The 21,181-nt window shown below is 63.6% G+C and carries 18 protein-coding genes; 13 read left to right on the top strand and 5 right to left on the bottom strand.

What is annotated here, in order from left to right; genetic code table 11:
- The first annotated feature begins 574 nt into the window (after positions 1–574).
- Entirely contained in the window at positions 575–2,524 is a 1,950-nt protein-coding gene (locus QM615_RS11400; RefSeq protein ID WP_283347337.1) for a hypothetical protein, read from the top strand.
- Positions 2,525–2,658: 134 nt separating this feature from the next.
- On the opposite strand, the gene QM615_RS11395 is transcribed toward QM615_RS11400, so the two are convergent.
- On the bottom strand, positions 2,659–3,540 hold the full coding sequence (locus QM615_RS11395; protein ID WP_283347336.1) for a ParA family protein: 882 nt from the start codon (positions 3,538–3,540) through the stop codon (positions 2,659–2,661).
- Between the two features lie 793 nt (positions 3,541–4,333).
- On the opposite strand from QM615_RS11395, the gene QM615_RS11390 reads away from it, so the two are divergent.
- The 12 genes from QM615_RS11390 to QM615_RS11335 all read left to right on the top strand — a co-directional run bounded on the left by QM615_RS11390 (position 4,334) and on the right by QM615_RS11335 (position 17,715).
- Positions 4,334–4,858: a hypothetical protein gene (locus QM615_RS11390; RefSeq protein ID WP_283347335.1), complete on the top strand. Its 525-nt coding sequence runs from the start codon at positions 4,334–4,336 to the stop codon at positions 4,856–4,858.
- A gap of 887 nt (positions 4,859–5,745) precedes the next feature.
- Entirely contained in the window at positions 5,746–5,892 is a 147-nt protein-coding gene (locus QM615_RS11385; protein WP_283347334.1) for a hypothetical protein, read from the top strand.
- 65 nt (positions 5,893–5,957) lie between these two features.
- Positions 5,958–6,791 (top strand): hypothetical protein, encoded by an 834-nt coding sequence (locus QM615_RS11380; RefSeq protein ID WP_283347333.1) that lies wholly within the window; start codon positions 5,958–5,960, stop codon positions 6,789–6,791.
- Positions 6,792–7,760, top strand: coding sequence for a hypothetical protein (locus QM615_RS11375; protein ID WP_283347332.1), 969 nt, complete (start codon positions 6,792–6,794; stop codon positions 7,758–7,760).
- A complete protein-coding gene (locus tag QM615_RS11370; protein WP_283347331.1) occupies positions 7,750–9,111 on the top strand; it encodes a radical SAM/SPASM domain-containing protein in 1,362 nt (453 codons plus the stop codon). The genes QM615_RS11375 and QM615_RS11370 overlap by 11 nt, the downstream gene beginning before the upstream one ends.
- 6 nt (positions 9,112–9,117) lie before the next feature.
- Entirely contained in the window at positions 9,118–10,272 is a 1,155-nt protein-coding gene (locus tag QM615_RS11365; protein ID WP_283347330.1) for a hypothetical protein, read from the top strand.
- A 331-nt stretch (positions 10,273–10,603) separates the two neighbouring features.
- On the top strand, positions 10,604–11,218 hold the full coding sequence (locus QM615_RS11360) for a hypothetical protein (protein ID WP_283347329.1): 615 nt from the start codon (positions 10,604–10,606) through the stop codon (positions 11,216–11,218).
- A 32-nt stretch (positions 11,219–11,250) separates the two neighbouring features.
- Positions 11,251–12,762, top strand: a complete 1,512-nt coding sequence (locus QM615_RS11355; RefSeq protein ID WP_206511543.1) for a tyrosine-type recombinase/integrase — start codon at positions 11,251–11,253, stop codon at positions 12,760–12,762.
- Positions 12,759–14,519: a hypothetical protein gene (locus QM615_RS11350; RefSeq protein WP_206492264.1), complete on the top strand. Its 1,761-nt coding sequence runs from the start codon at positions 12,759–12,761 to the stop codon at positions 14,517–14,519. The genes QM615_RS11355 and QM615_RS11350 overlap by 4 nt, the downstream gene beginning before the upstream one ends.
- A gap of 14 nt (positions 14,520–14,533) precedes the next feature.
- Complete coding sequence (locus QM615_RS11345) at positions 14,534–16,540, top strand: hypothetical protein (RefSeq protein WP_206492265.1); 2,007 nt, start codon at positions 14,534–14,536, stop codon at positions 16,538–16,540.
- Positions 16,537–16,920 (top strand): hypothetical protein, encoded by a 384-nt coding sequence (locus QM615_RS11340; RefSeq protein ID WP_206492266.1) that lies wholly within the window; start codon positions 16,537–16,539, stop codon positions 16,918–16,920. The genes QM615_RS11345 and QM615_RS11340 overlap by 4 nt, the downstream gene beginning before the upstream one ends.
- A 486-nt stretch (positions 16,921–17,406) precedes the next feature.
- Entirely contained in the window at positions 17,407–17,715 is a 309-nt protein-coding gene (locus QM615_RS11335) for an alkylmercury lyase (RefSeq protein WP_206492267.1), read from the top strand.
- Positions 17,716–17,773: 58 nt separating this feature from the next.
- Here QM615_RS11335 and QM615_RS11330 read toward each other — a convergent pair whose 3' ends face one another.
- The 4 genes from QM615_RS11330 to QM615_RS11315 are packed head-to-tail and all read right to left on the bottom strand — an operon-like array spanning position 17,774 to position 20,959.
- Entirely contained in the window at positions 17,774–18,121 is a 348-nt protein-coding gene (locus QM615_RS11330; RefSeq protein WP_206497609.1) for a DUF3703 domain-containing protein, read from the bottom strand.
- Positions 18,118–18,636, bottom strand: coding sequence for a signal peptidase II (gene lspA, locus QM615_RS11325; RefSeq protein ID WP_241257668.1), 519 nt, complete (start codon positions 18,634–18,636; stop codon positions 18,118–18,120). The genes QM615_RS11330 and lspA overlap by 4 nt, the downstream gene beginning before the upstream one ends.
- Positions 18,633–20,585, bottom strand: coding sequence for a heavy metal translocating P-type ATPase (locus QM615_RS11320; RefSeq protein ID WP_206497608.1), 1,953 nt, complete (start codon positions 20,583–20,585; stop codon positions 18,633–18,635). The genes lspA and QM615_RS11320 overlap by 4 nt, the downstream gene beginning before the upstream one ends.
- Complete coding sequence (locus QM615_RS11315) at positions 20,582–20,959, bottom strand: ArsR/SmtB family transcription factor (RefSeq protein ID WP_206492269.1); 378 nt, start codon at positions 20,957–20,959, stop codon at positions 20,582–20,584. Before QM615_RS11315 ends, QM615_RS11320 begins: the two co-directional genes overlap by 4 nt.
- Between the last annotated feature and the right edge of the window lie 222 nt (positions 20,960–21,181).

Genomic DNA, 21,181 nt, shown 5'->3' with positions numbered 1-21,181 from the left:
ACCTAGGGTGAGATCATGTCCGGGGATCCAGATAGGCCAAGTCGGTCAGATTCAACCGCCGCGAATGGTGGTCAAGCGGTTACGCACGATTGTGCGCCACGAGTGTTGAGCGCGCGGGACTACGCCGAATTAAAAGGAATTCCCCTGCGTTCGCTGCGCCGATACCTGGCGCAGGGGCTGATTCCCGGTGCCGAGCGCGTGGGGCCGGGGAAGAAATGGCGGATCACTCCGACCACACCAGCCTGATCCGAAGCTCGATTCGACCGTGCTGCCTCAGCAGGGTTCTGCGCGAGGCTTCCTGAGCGAAATATTCACTGCAGGAAACGCTTACGCGCGATCCTGACCAACATTCAGCAACACGGCTGGCCTCGACAGAAGAAAACCCCCGCACCTGCAGCAACAGGAGGCGGGGGTCACTATCGAAGTTTTGCGAGAAGCGAGTTGCAAGCTCGAATCTCAGTGTTGCGCATCCCCAGAAGGGACTGTCTTGCCAGACACGTCTCAGGGTACCTCCTGCCCTGACGAAGTTTCAACCGTCGCTGCTTCATGTGTCGCGCGGCCAGCACCCGAGGTCGTGTGGAAGCTGCTCTCGCCACTGCTCGCCGCGCGTCAATCGATGCGGTTGGCCGAGCCCGATGGCGGCGGCAAATTCAACTCCCCGCGACCTCGAACGTCGCGTCTCCCCGACTACCCCGCCGCCGTCCCCATCTACGATCGACAGCGCCGCACGAAGTTGTTGGCGCTCGACTTCGACGCCAAAACGCATGGCGCTGCTCAGGTAGAAGCGGACGTCGAACGCGTCCTTTCGTGGCTGCACGAATGCGGCGCTCGGACCGTCACAGACCGGTCCACCAGTGGCGGTCGCCATGTACTCGTGCCCTTGGCCGCAGGCACATCACTCGAGGTCGATGACTTCACCGCCCTGTTGTCCCTGCTCGAATCCCGACTGCCGACATTCGACAAAACCCCGATGCGCAACGCCACGCACGGGTGCATCACTGCCCCGGGGTCACTGTGCAAAGAAGGTGGGCACAGGCAACTCGTCGGCACACTTCCCGACGCCGTCGAAGCCCTCACTCTCAGATCCGACCGCGGCGTCGTCGCCCGCATGGTCGAACTGCTCGGCGGTATTACTACCTCGCGGCCTCGTACCCGCGTCGCGGCCGTACAGGCGTCGCTGACCCGCGAAGGACATCTCGTCGGCGTCGACGACACACGCAGGCTGCATCCGCGGTTCTGTCAGACGAGCCCGATCCCGGCCGCGGTCGCCGCGTTCGCGCGCGCCGGCGAGTTCGATCGCGGCCGCTGGGACTCGCCCTCCGAGGCGCGACAGTCCGTCATCACGGCCCTGGTGCGTCGTGGTGCCACAGCAGCAGACATCGAAAGTCTTATTGGCTCCGACGAATACGTGGGCCTGCGCCAGGCCTACGACCGATACAGGAACTCCGCCCAGATCGCGCGCTCCCTACGGTTGGACGTCAACAAAGCGCTCACCTGGGCTGCGAGCGTTGCGACCGAATTCCGCGTTCGCGAGCACAAGAACAAGCACACAGGGGGGTACGGAGGTGTCGATCTATCGCGTGACGATCCAATCCGACGACGATGGCTTGCCTCTGCCAACACATGGATCGATCAGGAGTTCCTAGCATCACGACAGCGCCCCGCGCTGCTCGCAGTCGTCCAATCCTTGGCCTACAGCTCGGCTCTCGCAGGCAAACTGGTCGAGGGTGTACCAGTGGTGGCTATCGGCGGCCGTGGGCTCTCACACGCCGCTGGGCTCATGTCCGAGGCGAGCGTGTGGTCGGCTTTACGGGTTCTGCGTGAGACGCCCGGCTCACCCGTGCTGCGAGTCGCGCGCGGCGCAGGCCAGCTCCCAGACCGGTACGCCCTGACGACACCGGCGACAGCGCGCGACACCAGCGCGGTGGCACTCGAACGAGCACAGGTCGCCCCTGTGCATCACGCATGGAGTGTGCTCGGTCTGCGCTCTCGGGTGCTCTATGACCTCATCCACACAGGCCACGCACTCACCGTGAAGGACGCGTTCGCCGCTGCAAAGCTCAATACCTCTGCCGGCTACGCGGCCCTGACCGATCTGCGAATCGCTGGGCTCATCACCTCGACCCGAGATGCCGTCGCTGCCACGGAGCGCACTCTCGACGATGTCGCAGACGACGCGGGCCTCGATCTGGTCGCCTCCCAACGGGTCGTCCGCCACCGCGCCGAGCGACTTGTGTGGCACGCCTGGCTGGAAAGCCGTTCCGGTACAACATCACCCAATTGCAGCGGTGTACTTCAGCGCGCGTGCGAAGTGACGGGATGGGCCGATCCGCACCTCAATCCCCGCGAGTCCGAATTGATATGGGCAGCGACCCTGGCCGCCGGTCCACCGACGCTGGATCCCGACCTCAAAGCGTTCGATCTACACCGAAACCAGCTCGGTGCGGTCATCGCGGCACCGAGCTGGGGGATGCAGCTCACGGATCAGGGACCGATCCGCCGGCGTCGCATTGGGCATGGCTGAAATCACGGTCGCTGCACGGCGTGCTCGATCAGAGTTCGCGGTGCACGCTGAGCAAGCCGCTCTACTGCCGACCCGCGGATTGCCGGCAAATGCGGAAGAACGAACGAACGCAGAATTGACACGGGTCCGTTCGTTCATTTCGCCTGTTCGACATCTTGGATTCGCTGCAGGATCTCTTGGCTGAGCGTCACGTAGTCCTCGGCAAGGGCAGATGCGCTCCCAGGTCCGTGTTCCTCTGAAAGCTGTCCGGCGTCATCGTCGTGGTCGGCGAGCTCGTGTATGAGCCCTCCACTCTCCCTGGTCTTCACTGCGGACCTCTCTGCGTGCTGGATGACCGCCTTGAGTAGCGGTGCTGCGCCGTTGAGTGCCGACTCGATGTCCGAGGCCGCGTTGCGCCTGACGGCCTTGTCCGAGGTGGCGACGTCGAACAGAACCACGCCGAGAAGCTCGATGTCGGGGTTCGCATCGCGGGCGGTCTCGATTTGTCGCGAAAGCACTCGCAAACCTTCGATGCTGGCTCGATCGGCCCGGGTGGGCACCACGATCCAGCGGGTGGCGCCCAATGCGAGCTGGAACAACGTCGGACGGGTCGACGGGGTGTCCAAGACGATGAGATCGTAGTCGGGGGCGATGGGTGCGAGCGCCTCCGCGAGGAGGCTCTGGTGGGGGCGTGACCGATGCGCACGACCGGTGATCTCTGACTCCCAATCGTCCAGCGCTTCACCGCCGCTGATGACGTCGAGGCCGGGTCGAACGTCGGGGATGACAGGCACGAGTGCGGAGCCGGTCGCCAGTGCGCTGCGCAGAAGCTTGCCGGAGTCGCCCCGGCCGTCCCAGTAGTAGCCCAGATCATGCCCCGCATTGCCATGCGGATCGAGGTCGATGAACAGTGTTCTCCACCCACCTTCCGAGGCAAGGCCGGCGACGTTCACGGCCGTGGAGGTTGTACCTGTGCCGCCCTTGCAGTTGGCGAAGGTGACTACGCGAGTCAGTTCCTTCGTCATCGAGTCCGTCACTACAGCCTCTCCTTCTCGCATCGTCTCTCGCGAGGCGAGAGTCGCGCGCCACAATCCGTGGCGCGCCTTGGACATGCACCACCAGTGAGGAACTGACCCCACTTCAACTTATCGTGGATTGAGTGAAACAGGTTGCGCGACCAGTTAGGTCAACCGCGTCTAAAGTTGTTGTGCGACTGTATCTTTTGACGCGTACACCGCCCGAGGGCGTGGTGCTGCTCGGGGGATCCTATTTTCATTTCATTTCATTACATGTAACGAAATGAAATGAAATTCGGCCCGCATTGGCCTCGCGTGTTGGTTCTCGATGTATTGGTGCACCGCCCCTGGCTGCGTCTCAATTGCCGTGACATCGTCCCCGCTGCGCCGGCAGTAGTTCGAAGGCGGAAGTGTCCGCGACGGACGGACAGGGTGGCGATCCCGATAACTCACATTAGCTCCGCGGCGCAGCGGTTGTCGCTACGCTGACTGTGAGCGAGCGTCCGCTCCTATCGCTCCCGCGTGGGGGGTGTTCGGCGGCTCGGGCCGCGAGCCCCGGCGAACGTCAGTTCTGTTCGTCCTGTTCCTCGCCGAACTGACCTGTTTCGAGGGCCTGGCCGCCGCCTGTTGGGTTTCGATCAGATCGGGGTTGTGTAGACGATTGCGTCCTGGATATACCCCGAGACCTGTTCGCTGCACGCCCCTGATGGCGAAGCCGTCGTCGGACCTGTCGGCCGCGACTGCATCAGGCGTTTGGAAGGTTGACGCTACGGTCACAATCGCATTGACTTGATCGACCGAGAAAGGACTGCTCATGAGCACTCTCGACGAACAGGAACGCAAGCTGCTCGAGTTGCTCACCCACTCGGTCCACCGGACGTTCGCCGACGCCCGGGCCTCCGGTGTCCCTGCCGAGGTGTTCGCCGACGTTGAGGCAATCGCAGCGTCGATGACCTCGGCGCTGCCGACTGGCCACATCTACGACCAGCTTGTCGGCCCGTTCTACGACACCTCGGGCCTGACCCAGTGGTGGGGCGTGAGCCGGCAGGCCGTCGCGAAGGCATCGTCCACCGGCGCGCTGATTGCCTGCCGGCTCGACGGCGGCGGATGGGTCTATCCGACCTGGCAGTTCACCGACTCAGGCACGGTGTACCCGGACCTGCTCACCTTATGGTCGACTTTGCGTGCTGCAGCCGATGCCTGGACCTGCGCAACCTGGCTGCGCAGTCCCCTCGCCGACCTCTACGACCGCAGCGCAGCGCAATGGGTCGCCGAAGGGCGCCCCATCGAGCCAGTGCTTGAGCTCGCATGCGCCGACGCGCGCCGGTGGGCGGCGTGAGCAGCCGCGACCGCGTCGCGCTTGGACCCGCGATCATGGCCACAGCGGAGCCGATCGCCGACACTGCCGCTGCGGCCGTCATCGAAACCGGGATGAAGCTAAGTTGACCAACTATCAAGCCATCCTTGAAGATCGATCCGAGTAGTGCGACGTCTTTCCCCGCCATTTGCCCACCGCTCTTCAGCAGCGCTCGTGAAACGCTCTCGTGTCCGGTCCGGGTGGTTCAGTGAGTCGACACAATCACCGCGCGACTCGCAGTACATCCCGATCGTGGTCTAAATGTCTGACTCGCAGGGGTCAGTCCCAGCGGCGGTGGGGCAGCTGAGAAGGCTTCTCATCGCCGTGACGCGTCATCTAATTTCCTCCCCAAGCGTCATCGCCGATAGCTATACGGATTTCACACCGGCCCGGTGAGTGGCACTGGTCGACTACGAATGGTGGAGTTCGGGCGCACAGCTGCTCACGGCACCAGGGGGAGAGATGCCGCGCCACGACAGGTTTTTCCTCAAAATCGTCGAAGTCGAACCGGAACGGCAGTCGCCGGTCCTGCCACGGCTTCTGACAGGTCACCCCTGCCGGACACGATGTCGACTTCGATTCCAGTCCCGATGGTTCAGCTGGCCATAGATCGTGCCAGCCGGGTCCGATCGTTAGGCGTCCATGAACCGGAGGGTGAGCGCGTCGATGCTGTTCGTCGAAGACATCAATCGCAGCCTGGACGATGCGATCGAGATCGTCATCCGTGGATAGCGGAGGGATGGTGCCTCGCGGGACGCCAATGGGTCAATTTTCGATTGATCGAATGATTGTTGCCACCTACGCCCAATGGGAATATATCCCTGCATTTGGTGAGAAGAATTCCCTCGAAGCGATACGGAGAATGTGAAATGTCTGCAGACAAGACGACTGTGGCTACGACGCCCACGAAGGCGGCCGACGCGCCTACCTTCCTCAAGAGTGTTGTGACACCCAGCGACACGCGCACCACGATGGGCCTCGGCAAGATGTGCAAGTACAAGTCGTACGGCAACTAGCTCCTGCATGCTGGAGAGGTGGCACTAATGCCTAGTGTCACCTCTCGGTGTAGCTCAGGTCATCCATGGCGAAAATAAAATTCAGCAAGTTCAGCGAACCCGGAGCATGGTCCGAGATTCTCGAGGGGCTGCTCTCGGACACCATCACAGGTGACCGCAGCACTGCATTCCGCGAACGCTGTCGCGAGTTCGGGATCGAGACGACTACGCCCTTGTTCGACTGGTTGATTTCCGACCTCGCGTTCATTCGTCCGCCTGACGCAATCGCCCAGATCATTGCCCTCGTTTTGGGACTCGAACACCGAGCGGGAATCGACACCTTCACCGCAAGTATGAGGCTCACCTCGGCGTACGCACGCAAGATCGACTCGGATCCGGAAACCGCCCGATTGCTCGTCGGCGTAGCCGTAAGCTTCGCTGCCGACACCGGACTCGGCGGCGTTGCGATCGACCGGTGGGCCGGCGTCAACCAGCGAATGTTGCTGAGTTCGGAGTGGACCCTCACGGATGTTGCCTCCGCGGCCGACAACCAGCCTGAGTCCGTAATCTACGAAGCGCTGATCGGCGAGGACACTCGGCTGCGCGAAACGCGGCTGTGCGGACACGCATCCTCGCGCCTGGGATGGCACAGTGCCGAACTTATGCAAGTAACCACCGGTAATCGCATGTGGCGCGGTCCACTGACTGCACAGAATGATCTCGCGCAGCTGGACGTAGCCCGGACCGTCTTACTTCCCCAGATGGACGATGACGCCCGGTACGTCGCTGAGCACATGCATGCGGCGATCGACGAGGTTCCCGCAGAATTCAGCGGGATAACGAAAGACTACTTCGAGGGCAGTATCGTGTACGCAGCCGAAATGTATCGACTATTCGACACCACCGGAACGTCGGCATAAATGGCAGCCGCGACTTACATCCTCGCCGACTACGACGATCCTGACCTACCCGCGATGACTGCGGTCCCTGGATCAGTCCACCTTCCCCTTTCCCTTCCGCACGACGCGTACTCGATCCTCGCGACGAAGACGGGCTGGTCGATTTCCTGCGGTCAAGACCGGCTGACCGACTCCGACCTTAAAGACTGCTCGGTGGTGGTCTACCGCCGCTGGCGAAGCTCTCCGCCGGCCCCACTGGTTCGCGCAGACGCCGAAGCCGACGCATCGGCGAGAGCGTTCATCGAGCGTCAATGGAACTCCACCATTGCCGGACTGCTGTCTCTGGCATATGACTCCGAACCGGCGAAATGGTCGCGAGATCCGATAGCTGTTGACAACAAGATTCGCAACCTGTGGCAAATCCGAGACCTCGTGCCGACCCTCGAAACGGTCATAGGCACGTCGACCCCCGTCATCGGCACACCCGCGGTTTTGCAACAGGTGATTTGGAAGCCCGTCGACGTCGACCAATCCGTCGCTGGCGGACGAGCTACGACCGTCGTCGCACCGCCTCCGCACGCTGAGTCTCGCGAGCCATGTCCCGCGTTCTATCAGCGCCGGATCAATTCGGTAGCCGAAATCCGGGTCGGTTACTCCTTCGGAACGGTGTCATCGGTATGGCAAGAACCGATCAACGCCCCGGAATCCGCCATCGACCTCCGCTATGTGGACATGGACCGAAAGCCGTATCCCCATCCGCTGATCGAGCAACAGGCACGCGACATTGCCCGAGCACTTCGCAAGGAGATGTACACCGCCGACATCCTCGTCGACACTGCCGGGCAGATGTGGTGGACCGACATCAACCCCGACGGATTATTCAGCGGCGCCGACTCACCCGAGGGTGCCTTGAGCACCTGCCTCACTACTGGTATCCGCCTTCAGGCGAGCCTCCCACCAACCCACAGGGGAAACCGCGATGCGTCTTAGTCACTACACCCGGATCACCGACCTGGGCGACGACACCTCGTTACTCCTCAACCTTCCACACAAGCGTGCGGACGTGCTTCCTAACGGGGTAGTCGCCCTCATTGAAGCCGGACGCCTCGACGAACAAGCCGACACCGCTCACGCGCTGCTGGAAGCCGGCTACCTCACATCGATGTCAGCCGAAGACGAGGTGACATGGTTCCAGCAATACGTAGCGGACCAGGTCAGCGACACACAGGCCGCGAACATCGCAGTGGTCACCACCAACTCGTGCAACCTCGCCTGCTCGTACTGCTTCCAGGCCGACACAGGCATGCGAGCGCTCCCACAGCGTTACCTCACCGAGGCCGACGCGGATTCGATCCTGCGTTCGGTCACCTCGCTGATCGGGACCCGCGGAGTCAGTCATCTCGAATTGTTCGGCGGTGAGCCCCTCCTGCCCCGACTCGGCGACGTCGTGCGCAAGCTTGTCCTCGGGGGAGCCGAGCTAGGGTTACAAACACATGCGACGACCAACGGCGTATTCCTGCACCAATTCGCCGACCTTCTCTCCCCCACTATGCTGAACGACCTCATCGTCAGCGTGGACGGGACCGCCGAATACCACGACATCCGCCGGGTCCCGTTGTCCGGCGCCCCGACGTTCTCCACGATCATCGACAACATCGAGCTTGCCCTCGATAAAGGTGTCTCTGTCGCGATACGACCCAACATCGATCGCCGGAACATCGACGGTCTGCCCAAACTCATCGACTTCCTCGGCGAGCGCGGAATCCTCGCGCACGAACTTGTCGCGTTTCACCACGTGAATGTCCATCCGGATCCACTGTCGCCGGAACGCGGCGTTGGCGACCACTACATGAGCGCCATCGAGATCGACGAATACCTTCTCATGCGCGGCTACGGCGACTTCGTCTCCGGAGAACACAGTGCAGTGTTCGGTTCGCTCGGCAGCACCTCGAGCCGATTGACCGCTTACCTCCGCGATGTGATCAGCAGACCGATGTACGACGCGTGCGGGGCCCCAGCAAGGAACATCTACTTCTCACCCGAAGGTGCCATCTACAACTGCCACGAACTGGTCGGGCGGCCCGACAAGGCTGTAGGAATGAGCACAAAACGCGGCATCGTCGAGCTTCCGCTATGGGACAAATGGCGGGCACGCCGAGTCGACTTGCTGAAGAACTGCCAGACCTGCAATCTCGCCCTCACACACGGCGGCGGCTGCGGTGCCAGGCTGGATCCGGACAGCTTGGATGTCTGGGGGGTGTGTGCAGGGTTTCCCGAGGAATTCGATTCCAAGGTCGTTGCCCTGGCACGTGAAGACCGACTCGACATGATGAGCGCCTGAACACTGGTGTCCATCTCCCTCGCACCTGGAGTTCGCGTCGGATTTCGCGGTAATCCGGTGGTCCTTGTGCCTGGCCGCGATCCCCTCGTTGTCGACGGGGATACCCATGACTTCCTGCTTCGGGTCGCCAACGAGGAATCCGGCGGTGCCCCGACCCTAGTCATGGACGACCAGGAGACGGCCCGGTCCATTCAACTGCTCGTCGACCACGGCGTGCTGGAAGGCGAGTCGGCTGATTGGACGATACGACATCAGACGTACGCACCGAGCTTGTCCGACCTGTACTTCCGCCGCGATTCGCAGGTATTGCAACAGCTCTTCGCGGGGGTCGCGACAGCCACGGGCCGACTAGTGGCCTCCAAGGCCACCGTCGGCTTCGGATTAGCGACGCTCTTGCTCGCCTCGGCGTTCGTGATCTGGGCGCTTCCTGTGACCTCCACCATGGTTACGGTGCTCGACAGTCCTGGCACCGCGATCCTGCTCGTGTTCGTGGCTCAGACTGTCCGCTTGCTCCTGCACGAGTCCGGGCACTATGCCGTGGCTGCGCAATGCGGTGACCGGCCAGGGGTCGGCTACGGGCTCTACCTCGCAGGCCCGTCCCTCTATGTCGACCTCTCGCACCTCGAATCCGAGCCGGTGGCCACCCGCCTACGCGGCGACCTGGCGGGCCTCGCTGTCGACGGTTACCTCATCGCGGCACTTGCGCTGGCCTACCTCTGGCATTCCGATGGAATGGCGGCGATAGTCCTACTCTCCCTATGCACCGTCTCCCTCGCAAGCCTGCGGCCCACCGAAAAGTCGGACGGCTACTGGGCTCTGCGTGACGCCATGGGGGCACGCGCCGTCTCCGCCACCTGGGCAACGCCACGCGCTATGCTCACCGCGTTGCGAGCACAGGACACGACGGTGCAGCGGTTTGCCCGGGTACTGGTGATCATCTACACCTTGTTCAGCGTGTTCGCGCTCTGTTCACTTCCACGGTGGCTGTTCGGCATCTACCACGCGGTCATCGATGCGGGGCCGAGATCGCTGGCCGTAGTTCTGTTGGCTGGCGTTGGTTACCCGACGATCATGGTCATCGCTCTTTTGGTAGTTCGCCGACGCCGGACAACCCGACTGCGCCCAATAAGAGGTCGTCACCGACGTGATCGGTCTCGATGACCAATCAATACACATCCGACACCGCTGACTGCTTCGGCCACCTACGGGTCAAGTGGTGCTGGATGCCGGAAACTGTGAGGAAAGCGCACCTTTCACCGCCGCGTTGGTCGGTGGATTCGCGCAACCTGCTTGAGGTTTGGGCCCGGTGACGTGGGACAACTTCCTTTGCCGATCGACTCGATGTAACACTCCTGCCGCAGCCCATCAACTCGGCTACGCCATCGGCTGACGCGCTGCGCGGATTCGGTCAGAAGTAACAGCCGCCAACTGTGCCCGATACGGTGTCGACGGACCTCGCGCGTCAACGTTTTGCTCGTAGGAGAACACCGCTGTGTCCGATCTAAAATATCCGCCGCCCGCAACACCGGTACCGAAGGGGCGACGGAAATGGCCGTGGGTTATTGGCGCTGTCCTGTCCGGCTTGCTAATCGTCGGTTGCGTCGATCAGACGGGGACCGCTGAGACCGCCGCGCAGGCCGCAGTGGCGACTTCCGCGCTGACAATCAGCCCCTCGATCACTGCCACCTCCAGCGACGCACCGCCGACGCCCCCAGGCTCCAACCCGACGACACCCGAAGCGAGACTCGACAACGCCGACGGCGCACAGGCATCCCTGTCCACGCTGGCCACTCTGCCGATCAAGGGCCGAGCCCCGAAAACCGGCTATGACCGTGACTTGTTCGGCCAATCCTGGACCGACGATGTCGACGTCGAATTTGGGAGGAATGGCTGTGACCAGCGAAACGATCTGCTTCGTCGTGACCTCACGGACATCACCCTCAAGCCAGGATCCAATGGATGCGTGGTGCTGACCGGCACCCTGGCCGACACCTACACCGGCACCATCATCGACTTCGTTCGAGGAGCTGATACCTCGATGGCTGTTCAACTGGATCATGTTGTGTCGCTTATATCGGATCGCCGACTGTTGGGTGCTAAGATCTGAGCCATGCCCGACCGGTGGAGGTGCGAGTCCGAGTGAGCAACCATGCCCGAGTAATGCAGGTAGATCTCAGGCTCCTCGGCGCCAGCCAAAATCCAGCGCCCTGGCTCAGCGAGGCGGTCCAGGCAAACCGCCAGTGGACGCGACGCGGCACACCCCTGCACATCCCCTTGACTGCAGATGGCCACATGGACCCCGTCGTGGTCTCCTGGGCTCACCACTTTCACAACGAGCACACCGCCATGAACTACGCAAGTGATGTGGCGGCATACTTCGGATACCTTGGCGACCAGCGGGACGGACTCTCGTGGCTGGACGTCAGGCGCGGAGACGTGACTGCATACTTCCAGTGGCGGCGCACGGACGCCACAGTAATTCGGCGGGGGGCGATACAGCGAGGAGTGTCGGCGAGCACCATCGTGCGCAACCGCGCGGCGCTCATGTCCCTCTACGGTTACGCCGCCGATCACGATGCGGTGTCGTCGAACCCGGTCCCGACCGGCAACATCAACGTGACGCGTGGCCAGGTCCTGGCTGACGTGAATTGGCTTACGCGACGTGCGTACCAGCGCTGGCGAAGCGAGGCACTGCTCGGGGTGGGTGCCGCCCGGGCCGAGAGCATGGTCATGAGGGACCGCAATGCCGCCTACGCGGACCTTCTCTACAGCAGCGGGATGCGTCGCTCCGAAGCGGCGGGATTGCTCCTCGTTGAAGTTCCCACAGCGCAGATCACGAGTCGTCTCTTCAAGGGGCGGGTCCCCGGAGCCCTTTCGAAGAACAGCCCCGAGCGTGGCCGGATCTTCTACCTCGGCCGAGAAGTGCTGGCGACAATCAACGAGTACGTGTCCCAGATGCGCGTATTGGACGAGGCCGCTGGCCTGGCGTCCGGCGTCTACGAGGAGGTCCCCAATGCGCTGATCGTGCAGAGGGTATCCCGCCGGAATGGGCTCGCGACCAAAGTCACCGTGGACGACACCGAGAGCGGCGAGACCGTCCAATTCAACCTCGATGAGTTGGATTGGTCGCATCGGGCTCGGACGTTCGGTCTCGATTCGGAGGGGCGTCGACGTCCGCTGGCACTGTGGCTCGGACAGCACGGCCGTCCGCTCCAGCCCACGTCGTGGAATGACGTCTTCAGTGAGGCATCCGACCGGATGGCGGCCTCGTCCCGGGTGTCGCACGGTTCCCTGCAGATCGACGATGACGACTCGATCTACGTCCATCCACACATGCTGCGACATTCCTTCGCGCTTCACGTCTTCGCGCTGTCCGCGATGATGTCGTTGCGGCAGCAAGATCGAGTGAGTCAGGCGGGCCTCCGGAGCCTCATCGAGGAAGGCAATATCTGGCTGCGCGTGCAGAACCTCCTCGGGCACAAGAACCTACAGGTGACCAGAGACCACTACTTAGCACCAGTACTGGCTCTTGAATGGGACTGGTTCCTCGCGGCGACGGAGCAAGCCCCCACTCAACTGGACGAGGCCCTAGCGCTTATCGCTCAATCAGATGAGCGCGTCATCGACAGCCCGATCGGAGTCGGCAGTTGATCTGTTCATTCGATGGCCCGCTCACCTTGCGCCTTGCCGAATACCGCCGGCCAACCCACGATTTCGTGCTGCGCTTCGACACCCTGGATTGCGGTCCTGAGTTCCAGCGAGTGTTGGCCGTGCGTTTCAGCGAACTCGTCTCTGGCGATGGCACTTGGAACTCTAAGGCAACCGTCGAACTTGGGTTCCGCGCTGTCAAGGCGCTCCTACGCACGGTCCCCCTCGACCGGCCATCGGATCTGCAGGCTTCCCAGTGGAACTCATTTCTTCTGTCTATGAGTCCGTCGGTGCGTTCAGCCTACGGGCAGTCGGTGAAGGCCGTCCTCCGAGTTCTTCCGGGCATCACCGAGAGCGCCCTCCACGCCATCGAAACAGGATACGTCGGAAGATCTCCTGCTGAGGTCAGCGGTATCGTTCTCAGCGACGCCCAGATCGAGACTCTGCGCGCCACCTGCTTCGAAACCCTGCGGGCGGCCAAGGCCCGTGTTACCGCGTCATGGATGCTCGTCGACGACTTCCGTGCCGGACGCATCACACCGGATTCAGATGACTACCTTTACGCCCAGACTCTCGACGAGATCGCCCGGACCGGCGATATTGCCCGCCGCTACCCTTCGTCGCCTAGTCTTCGTGTGATTCCACCGACTGTGCTCAAGCGGCTGAATGGCAGCGCCACCAAACGAACGCCGTACCTGGCCTACAAAGCGCTGTATCTCACCGCAGGCGAGGGTGCCGCCGCGGTCATGGGCTTGACGATCACCTGTGGATGGAACCTCAGCGTGGCCCTGAATCTCACCACATCCGACATCAGTCGAGTCGACGCCCGTGATGGCAGCGAGCCGGTGCATCTCCGCGTCACCCTCACAAAACCCCGCCGCGGTGCCGTGAGCACTTGGTCCGAGACCTACTTCGACAACGGCGCCCGGTCTAAGGCGAGAATGATCATGATGCTGCTCGAGGCGACCGAAGGCGCACGGCGCACCTTGGCCTCCGTGGGGCACCCGACCGATGCGGTTCTAGTGGTCTTATCTGGCGGCCTCAACTCAGGACGGCAGACACCATCCGGCATCCCACTATTCACCCTCGCTGACGTACATTTGCGAACCGTTTTGGCCCATCTTGCCGGCTGGCGCAAGGACCACCCTGAACTTGACTTCGCCACAGCAAGGGCACTCCGCCACTATTTCGTGACCCAGGTCCATCCGCAAGGCCACACCGCCGCGACCAACACCGAATATGCCCTGCAGGACCCCCGAGTCCGTCAAGACGCACAGGAAGCTATCGCCGCCGGGCTCGAGGCCGCACTCGATGACGTGCAGGCACGTGTCACGTCCCGAGACTTCGCCACCGCCGCCGAAGCCCCGATCGCCGCCAACCTCGGTGTGCTCGATGCCCTCAATGCCGGCCATCGGGACACCGTCGCGGCAGCCTGCCAGGACCCCACATCGAACCCGGCGACGGGATCGCCATGTGAGGCGTCGTTTCTCACCTGCTTCGCCTGCAAAAATGCAGTCATACTCCGGCGCCACCTCCCTCGGGTCGTGGCTCTGCTCGATCATTTCGAGCTCCTCCGTGCGACGACGGATGAGCACACATGGTCAACCCGCTATCAGGCTCACTACGCCAGAATACGAAGCCTGACCAGCCCCGGACCCTACTTCTCCCCAGACGATCTCAAGCGGGCACGCGACACGGTCACCGCGGGTGACCGGAACGCCGTCGAACGACTAATGAGACGAGAGTGGGACACTCGATGACTCAGAGAAACGCGATGACCACCGGCCTGTCGAACAATCCGTCTGCGACCTTCCCCGACCGCGGCTCACGCGCGGTCGTGCCGTCCTCCTCCGCCCGCGTGTTTGCCACCCACGAACGCCGCAGCGACGTTACAGACCAGCCGATAACCGTATTCGCGGACGATGTGTGGCCGCTGCACCACATCGATCACGCGGACCACCTGGCATCGATGAATCTCAACTTCAATACGGTTCCCGAGCCGTTCAGGAACGCCACGAAGATATATATCTTCAACATCCTCAATACCCCCATGCTCCGCGCTAGCGCCAAGATTCGCCGGCGGATGATTTCGCCAGGATCAGTGCAGGCTGCCTACTACCGGCTCTGCGCTCTCACCCAATGGCTGTCGGCACGCGGGTACGAGCAGTTCGCCGAGATCACCACGGAAACCTGGGAGGAGTACGCGGCGGAGATCGCAGACTCGTCTTCCGGCCGCAGTTTCAAGGGCGCCATCCTCAGCTTCCTGTGCCGCATCTGGGTGCACAACATAGACCATCCCGGCCCGCTCCACCTGGTCCAACCACCGTGGTTCGACCGCGATCTCACAAACTGGATAGGCGACACCCGAGGCCAATACGAGAACCGAACCGAGCCCATCCCGCCGGACGTGATGGCCGATCTCCTGCACGCGAGCATGGCTCTCGTCGATGAGTACCTCAGTGGGGCCCTCGACTTGGGAAGCCAATCTGCCCGATGGAAGGCCCGACGTTGGGCGCAGGACAACGACCTGTCCGTCCCCGCTGGCAAGGGACAGGCCGTTACTCCGGAGCAATTCGCGGCCTTCAAGCAAGCTACCAATTATGTGCGGGCGTTCGACATCGGCGACGTGCGCACATCTGCGATGCTCATTGTCGGCTATCTGACCGGCATGCGCCCCAGCGAGTTATTGCACCTCGGACACGACTGCCTGGAAAGCACGGGCCCCCTCGAAGACGACCTGTCGAGCACCGCCAGCAGATACCGAATCTGGGGACGCACCTTCAAGAATGTGCTCGATGAGGACGGGCAGGCTGCCACCGCCGGTCGGCGGAGACAACAGCCCTGGATCACCATCGAGCCGGCCGCCCGCGCTATCGAAGCACTACAACTGATCAACCCCAACAGCGAGTACCTATTCGCGGTGGTCAAGCGAACACCAGACTGTGAGAGATCACGACGCGGCGCTCTGATTTCGACGACCATGGCCTCTGCTGGAATCAAGAGGTTGATCACGAAGTGGAACCAGCACGCCCACCGTGGCGACCGCTTGCCCATCCGATTGAAGGCGAGTAGCGAAGGAGCCGTGAATAGAGGCTCTTCCTTGGTATTCGACGACATCGAGAACGATGAAGTCGTCTCATTGAGCAGGCTTCGCCGCACCCTGGCCTGGCATATCGCAAACCAACCCGGTGGTGAAATCGCCCTCGGCATCCAGTACGGCCACCTTAGCTCCGTCACATCACTGGGCTACGCAGGACGTGCCGAATCAGGCTTCCCGGACGAGGTCGAATTCGATCGGCTGATGTCCAACTGGGACCGCCTTCAAGACCTGACGGAGGCATGGAGCCATGACGAGCAGATCAGCGGCCCCGCCGCAGACCGCCTTGCCGACGGGCTCAGCAGCTTCCAGGAACAGTTTGCCGGACAGGTTCGCAGCGAAGCCGAACTCAAGCGGTTCCGAAACAGCCGTCTGCACTTGATCTACGACAACCCGAACGCGCACGTCGTCTGCATCTACAACCCGAGCACGGCTGCGTGCCAGGTCGATCGCCCGCCCAAGGATGACGCCACGCAAACGCCCGATCTGACAAATTGTCAAAGCAACTGCCCCAACATCGCCATGCTCGATCAGCACGTCTCAGCGAAGGCAAGAGAGCGCGATGACCTGCTCGCTGAGGCCGAGTCTCTGCCCGAGCCACTTGCCATGCGCAATCGACAACGGGCAGAACTCCTGACGCGCCAGATCGGCAGACACCCTGGGAGGGAGGGGGAAGCCACGTGACCCGACGCGGGGATGACGCAGCTGAACGGGACGCACTGATCGCTGCGCTCGGACGACTGCTCGATGGCCAAGCGAAGAACAGTTCGGGAAAGCTCAGCGCCAAGGCCCTTGCGGAGGAAGCGGGTCTGGCGAGAACTTCCCTCACACACAAGCACACCGACATTCGTGATCTGGTCGCCCAGATCTCGAAGCAGATCGCTCCAGTGTCCGCAGCTCAGCAGACAGAGGAGACCTCCGCTGTCGCAAAACTTCGCCAAGATCTGGCTGCAGAGAGGGAGCTCAACGGCATATTGAGCACCCAACTCGCCGCCGCACTTCTCCGGCTGGAGCAGCTACCCGACCGCCATTTACGCCCCTTACGTGGCAGGGATGGAACTTAGCGCCAGGTTCCCGACACCCGGTGCAGTTCATTCGCGCGGGCGTCTCGGGTTCGTCCCGCACTCGACACGAGCAGGGCCACGCGAAATACTGCAGCAAGCAGGTGATGGGACTCGCCTCTGCCGCCGTAGCTCCCGCTGATAGTTCCTGGCCTGCGGCCAGGCGACTGCTATGGGCTCCGGCAACGACGTTGCCCTATTCGAGACGATGTTCTGGCTGCCGCCTGGCGGCACCGGAAACAGCATCGCCGCCGCATCATGGGCCGAATCGGCTGACCTACACGGCGACCAGGTCGGCATCGTGCTCGCAGCGCTGGCAGACGCCGACGTCGCCAGATACGCTGTTGGTTCACTTCGACGCGGCGGTTTGAAGCCAGGTCGCCCACCGAATCGGGCACATTCGTACCACCTGAAAAGTGCCGCTACCCATAACGGGTGCCGCAGGACGGCCCGATTGTCAGCGCACATAGCAAGGGGCAGGATCTAGGTATGAAGGTGGAGATTCTGTATTTCGATGGCTGCCCGAACTGGCAGGACGCGGCCGACCGGGTCCAGGCGGCGGCTGACACGGTCGGGTTGTCCGATGTGACGATCGGCTATCGGCGGATCGAGACAGAGGAGGAGGCTGCGGCGCTGCCGTTCGCCGGTTCCCCAACGATCCTGATCGATGGCACGGACGCATTCGCTGGGGCGCCGGCGGTGACCGAGTTCGCGTGCCGCGTCTACCCGACGGGGACCGGACTGGCCGGATCGCCCACCGTCGAGCAGCTGGCCCAGGTCCTGCGGAGCCGAATCTAGCTCGCAGAGTGTGAGAGCCCCCTGCCTTGGCGGGCGACGGTTCCCGTGAAGATACCCGCTAGGGCGACTGCGCCAGGATCACTGCCATCTCGGCCGAGAGGGGCATCGTCGTCATGAGCCCGGCACGGGTACGGCCGGTGTTGCCCTCGGGGTAGCGGCCGAGGGCCGAGCCGGGTGCGGCGACGACGATGCGAACGATCTGGCCGAGCGCCTCGCGGCGGTCACGTTGGTGCAGGGCGAGTCCGAGCATGGCGATGTGATTGCGGGTGTGCGGCCACAGGTAGGGCTGGGAGATGATGTGGGCGCGTTCGAGGTGATGCCACCGTTCGTCGGCCTCGCCGGTATCGCGGGCGGCGACCATCTCCGCGGTGTAAGCCTGGCGCAGATGCTCGGGCATTCCGCTCATGGCGTGGGCTCCTTGCTGGTGGTGGTGTCGAGGAATAGTGCGCAGATCACGAGCAGGACGCCGCCGGTGATGTAGACGTCGGCGAGATTGAAGGTGGGCCACCAGCCTGTGTGGAAATAGTCGGTGACCTTGCCATCGAGGATCCGGTCGATGACGTTGGCGGCGGCACCGGAGACGATCGCGGCGAGCCCGACGCTCTGGAGCCTCGGGCTGCCGGGTGCGGTGCGCCAGGCGAACACACCGATACCAGCGGTCACAGCGGCGGTCACCGCCACGATCACGATGGTGGGGAGCTGCGCGCCGAGACTGAACGCGACCCCGCTGTTATAAGCCAGCCGCAGGTCCAGCACCCCAAGCCCGATGGTTCGCCCGCCAGCGAGGCCGGAGCGGGCCATCGGATCAACAATGAGCGCCGCCGTAACCAAGAGGCTGGCGACGACCAGGAGCCAACGTCGGCCCGTGCCCCGCCGGGGCACGGCCGCTGACGGCGGCTTCATGCTTTCGGCATCAATCATGACCGGGCTCCGCCGACCGGTTCAAGCACCCGAGGGGTTGTGGGCATGGCCAAGATTTTTCGCGCGCGGCCCGCCCGGACACCGTTGGCGATGACGACGATCTCGGCGACCTCATGGACGAGCACTACCGCCGCCAGCCCCAGAACCCCGAACAACGCGAGCGGCATCAGCACCGTGATGATCGCCAAGGACAGGCCGACGTTCTGCAGCATGATCCGACGCGAGCGGCGTGCATGCCCCAGGGCCTGGGGCAGGTGGCGCAGATCCTCGCCCATCAATGCGATATCCGCGGTCTCGATCGCGACGTCGGCACCCATCGCGCCCATCGCGATCCCCAGATCCGCGGTGGCCAGCGCCGGGGCGTCGTTGACGCCGTCCCCGACCATCGCTGTCGGCCGATCCGCGCGTAGAGCAGCGACGATGCGGGCCTTGTCCTCGGGCCGCAAGTCCGCGTGCACCTCGTCGATGCCGACCTCTGCGGCCAGGGCGCGGGCGGTGCGTTCGTTGTCGCCGGTGAGCATCGCGACGGTGTAGCCGCTCCTTTGCAGCTCGGCCACGACCTCGCGGGCCTCCGGGCGCAGCTCATCGCGCACCGCGACCGCCCCGATCACCACGCCGCCGCGTTCGATCAGCACCGCGGTGGCACCGGCATGCTGCATCCGCTCGATATCCCCTGCCAGGGGGCCGGGGTCGACCCACCCGGGCCTGCCCAACCGGGCTGCAACACCATCGACGCGGCCAGTCAGCCCCGCGCCGACGACAGCATCGACCTCCTCCGCCGGAACGACGTTGTCGACAGCGGCGAGGATCGCCCGAGCGAGGGGGTGCTCGCTGCGCGCCTCCAGCGCGGCGGCAACTGCCAGCACCTCGGCTTCGGTGGCACCGCCGGTGGCGGCGACCTCGATGACCTCGGGCCGATTACGGGTCAGGGTGCCGGTCTTGTCCACGGCGACACCGCGGATCCGGCCGAGGGCTTCCAGCGCCGCGCCGCCCTTGATCAGAACACCGAACTTGCTGGCGGCACCGATCGCGGCGACCACCGTCACCGGGATCGCGATCGCCAACGCGCACGGGGACGCGGCGACCAGCACAACCAGTGCCCGCTCAATCCACACCAGCGGATCCCCAAACAGGCTGCCAACAGCGGCAATAACCACGGCAGCGATCATCACGCCCGGGACCAGCGGCTTCGCGATCTTGTCGGCCAGGCGCTGTGCCTCGCCCTTGCGAGACTGCTCGGCCTCGACGATCCGCACGATCTTGGCCAACGAGTTGTCCTCGGCACCTGCCGTGACCTCAACCTCTAGGGCACCTGTGCCGTTGATCGATCCGGCGAACACCTCGGCCCCTGGCCCGGCCTCGACAGGCATCGACTCGCCTGTGATCGCCGAGGTGTCCAGGGCAGTGCGCCCGCTGCGGATGATGCCGTCGGTGGCGAGTCGCTCGCCGGGCTTGACGATCATCGTTTCCCCAAGCCACAGCTGCGCCGGGGCGACGGTCTGCTCGCGGCCGCCCCGCCGCACGGTGGCGGTGTCCGGGACGAGGGAGAGTAGGGCGCGCAGGCCGCGGCGGGTGCGGGCGACGGCATATTCCTCGAGGCCCTCGCTGATGGTGAACAGGAACGCGAGCATCGCGGCCTCGCCGACGGCGCCGAGCAGCACCGCGCCGACGGCAGCGATCGTCATCAGTGTGCCGACGCCGATCTTGCCCTTGGCCAGGCGTCTGAGTGTCGAAGGGACAAAGGTGTAGCCGGCGATCAGCAGCACTGCGGCCTGCAGGGTCAGCTCGGCCGCGGGCGGCCCGCCAGCCCAGGCGACGGCGTACCCGGCCACCAGCAGCACCCCGGCGATCACCGCGGCACGGATCTCGGTGACCTGCCAGAACCTCGCCGGCTCCTGCGCCTGGTCGGCACCGGGTTCGTCGGGGCCGCAGCCGCAGGCGTCGCTCACGACTGCTCTCCGGTATCGGTGCCGTAGTTCAGGCATAGCGCGACCGCGTTCCCCGTGGCGGCCAGCAGAGTCTCGGCGGAGGCGAGCAGGTCCATCAGCTCCGGGCGAGCGAGGGAGTAGAACACCTGCCGCCCTTGCGGCCGGCCCTCGACAAGGTGGCAGTCGCGCAGGCACGCCACGTGCGCCGATACCGTGGACTGGGCCAGTCCGAGTTCGCCCACCAGGTCCGCCACTCGGGCCTCCCCGTCGGCAAGACGGCGCACGATCGCGAGCCGTGTGCCGTCGGAGAGGCTGTGGAACAGCGCCACCGCGGCGTCGAGTTCGGTCCCCGCGCTTACCGCGGTTGGGCAACCGCCAATGTCTTTGATCGTCATAATGCGATGATAGTCATATGTAGCGATGATTGATACGTCGGGCCGCACCCGGGGGGCTACGGAGGCCGCCGGCGACCAATTGTCCTCGGTGCCCCCGTGGGCCGGCACCGCTCTACAAAAATCGAGAAACCACACCGAAGACGCGTTAGTAGAGATCCGCCCCCCATCTAGGGCGTGTCTCCCAATCGGCGTAGCCAGGTGAGAATTGCGCAGAGGGTGACG

Source organism: Rhodococcus sp. IEGM 1341, from assembly GCF_030056895.1.
GTDB lineage: Bacteria > Actinomycetota > Actinomycetes > Mycobacteriales > Mycobacteriaceae > Rhodococcoides.
Note: the sequence above shows the minus strand (reverse complement) of the source record. Positions and strands in the feature narration are given on the sequence as shown.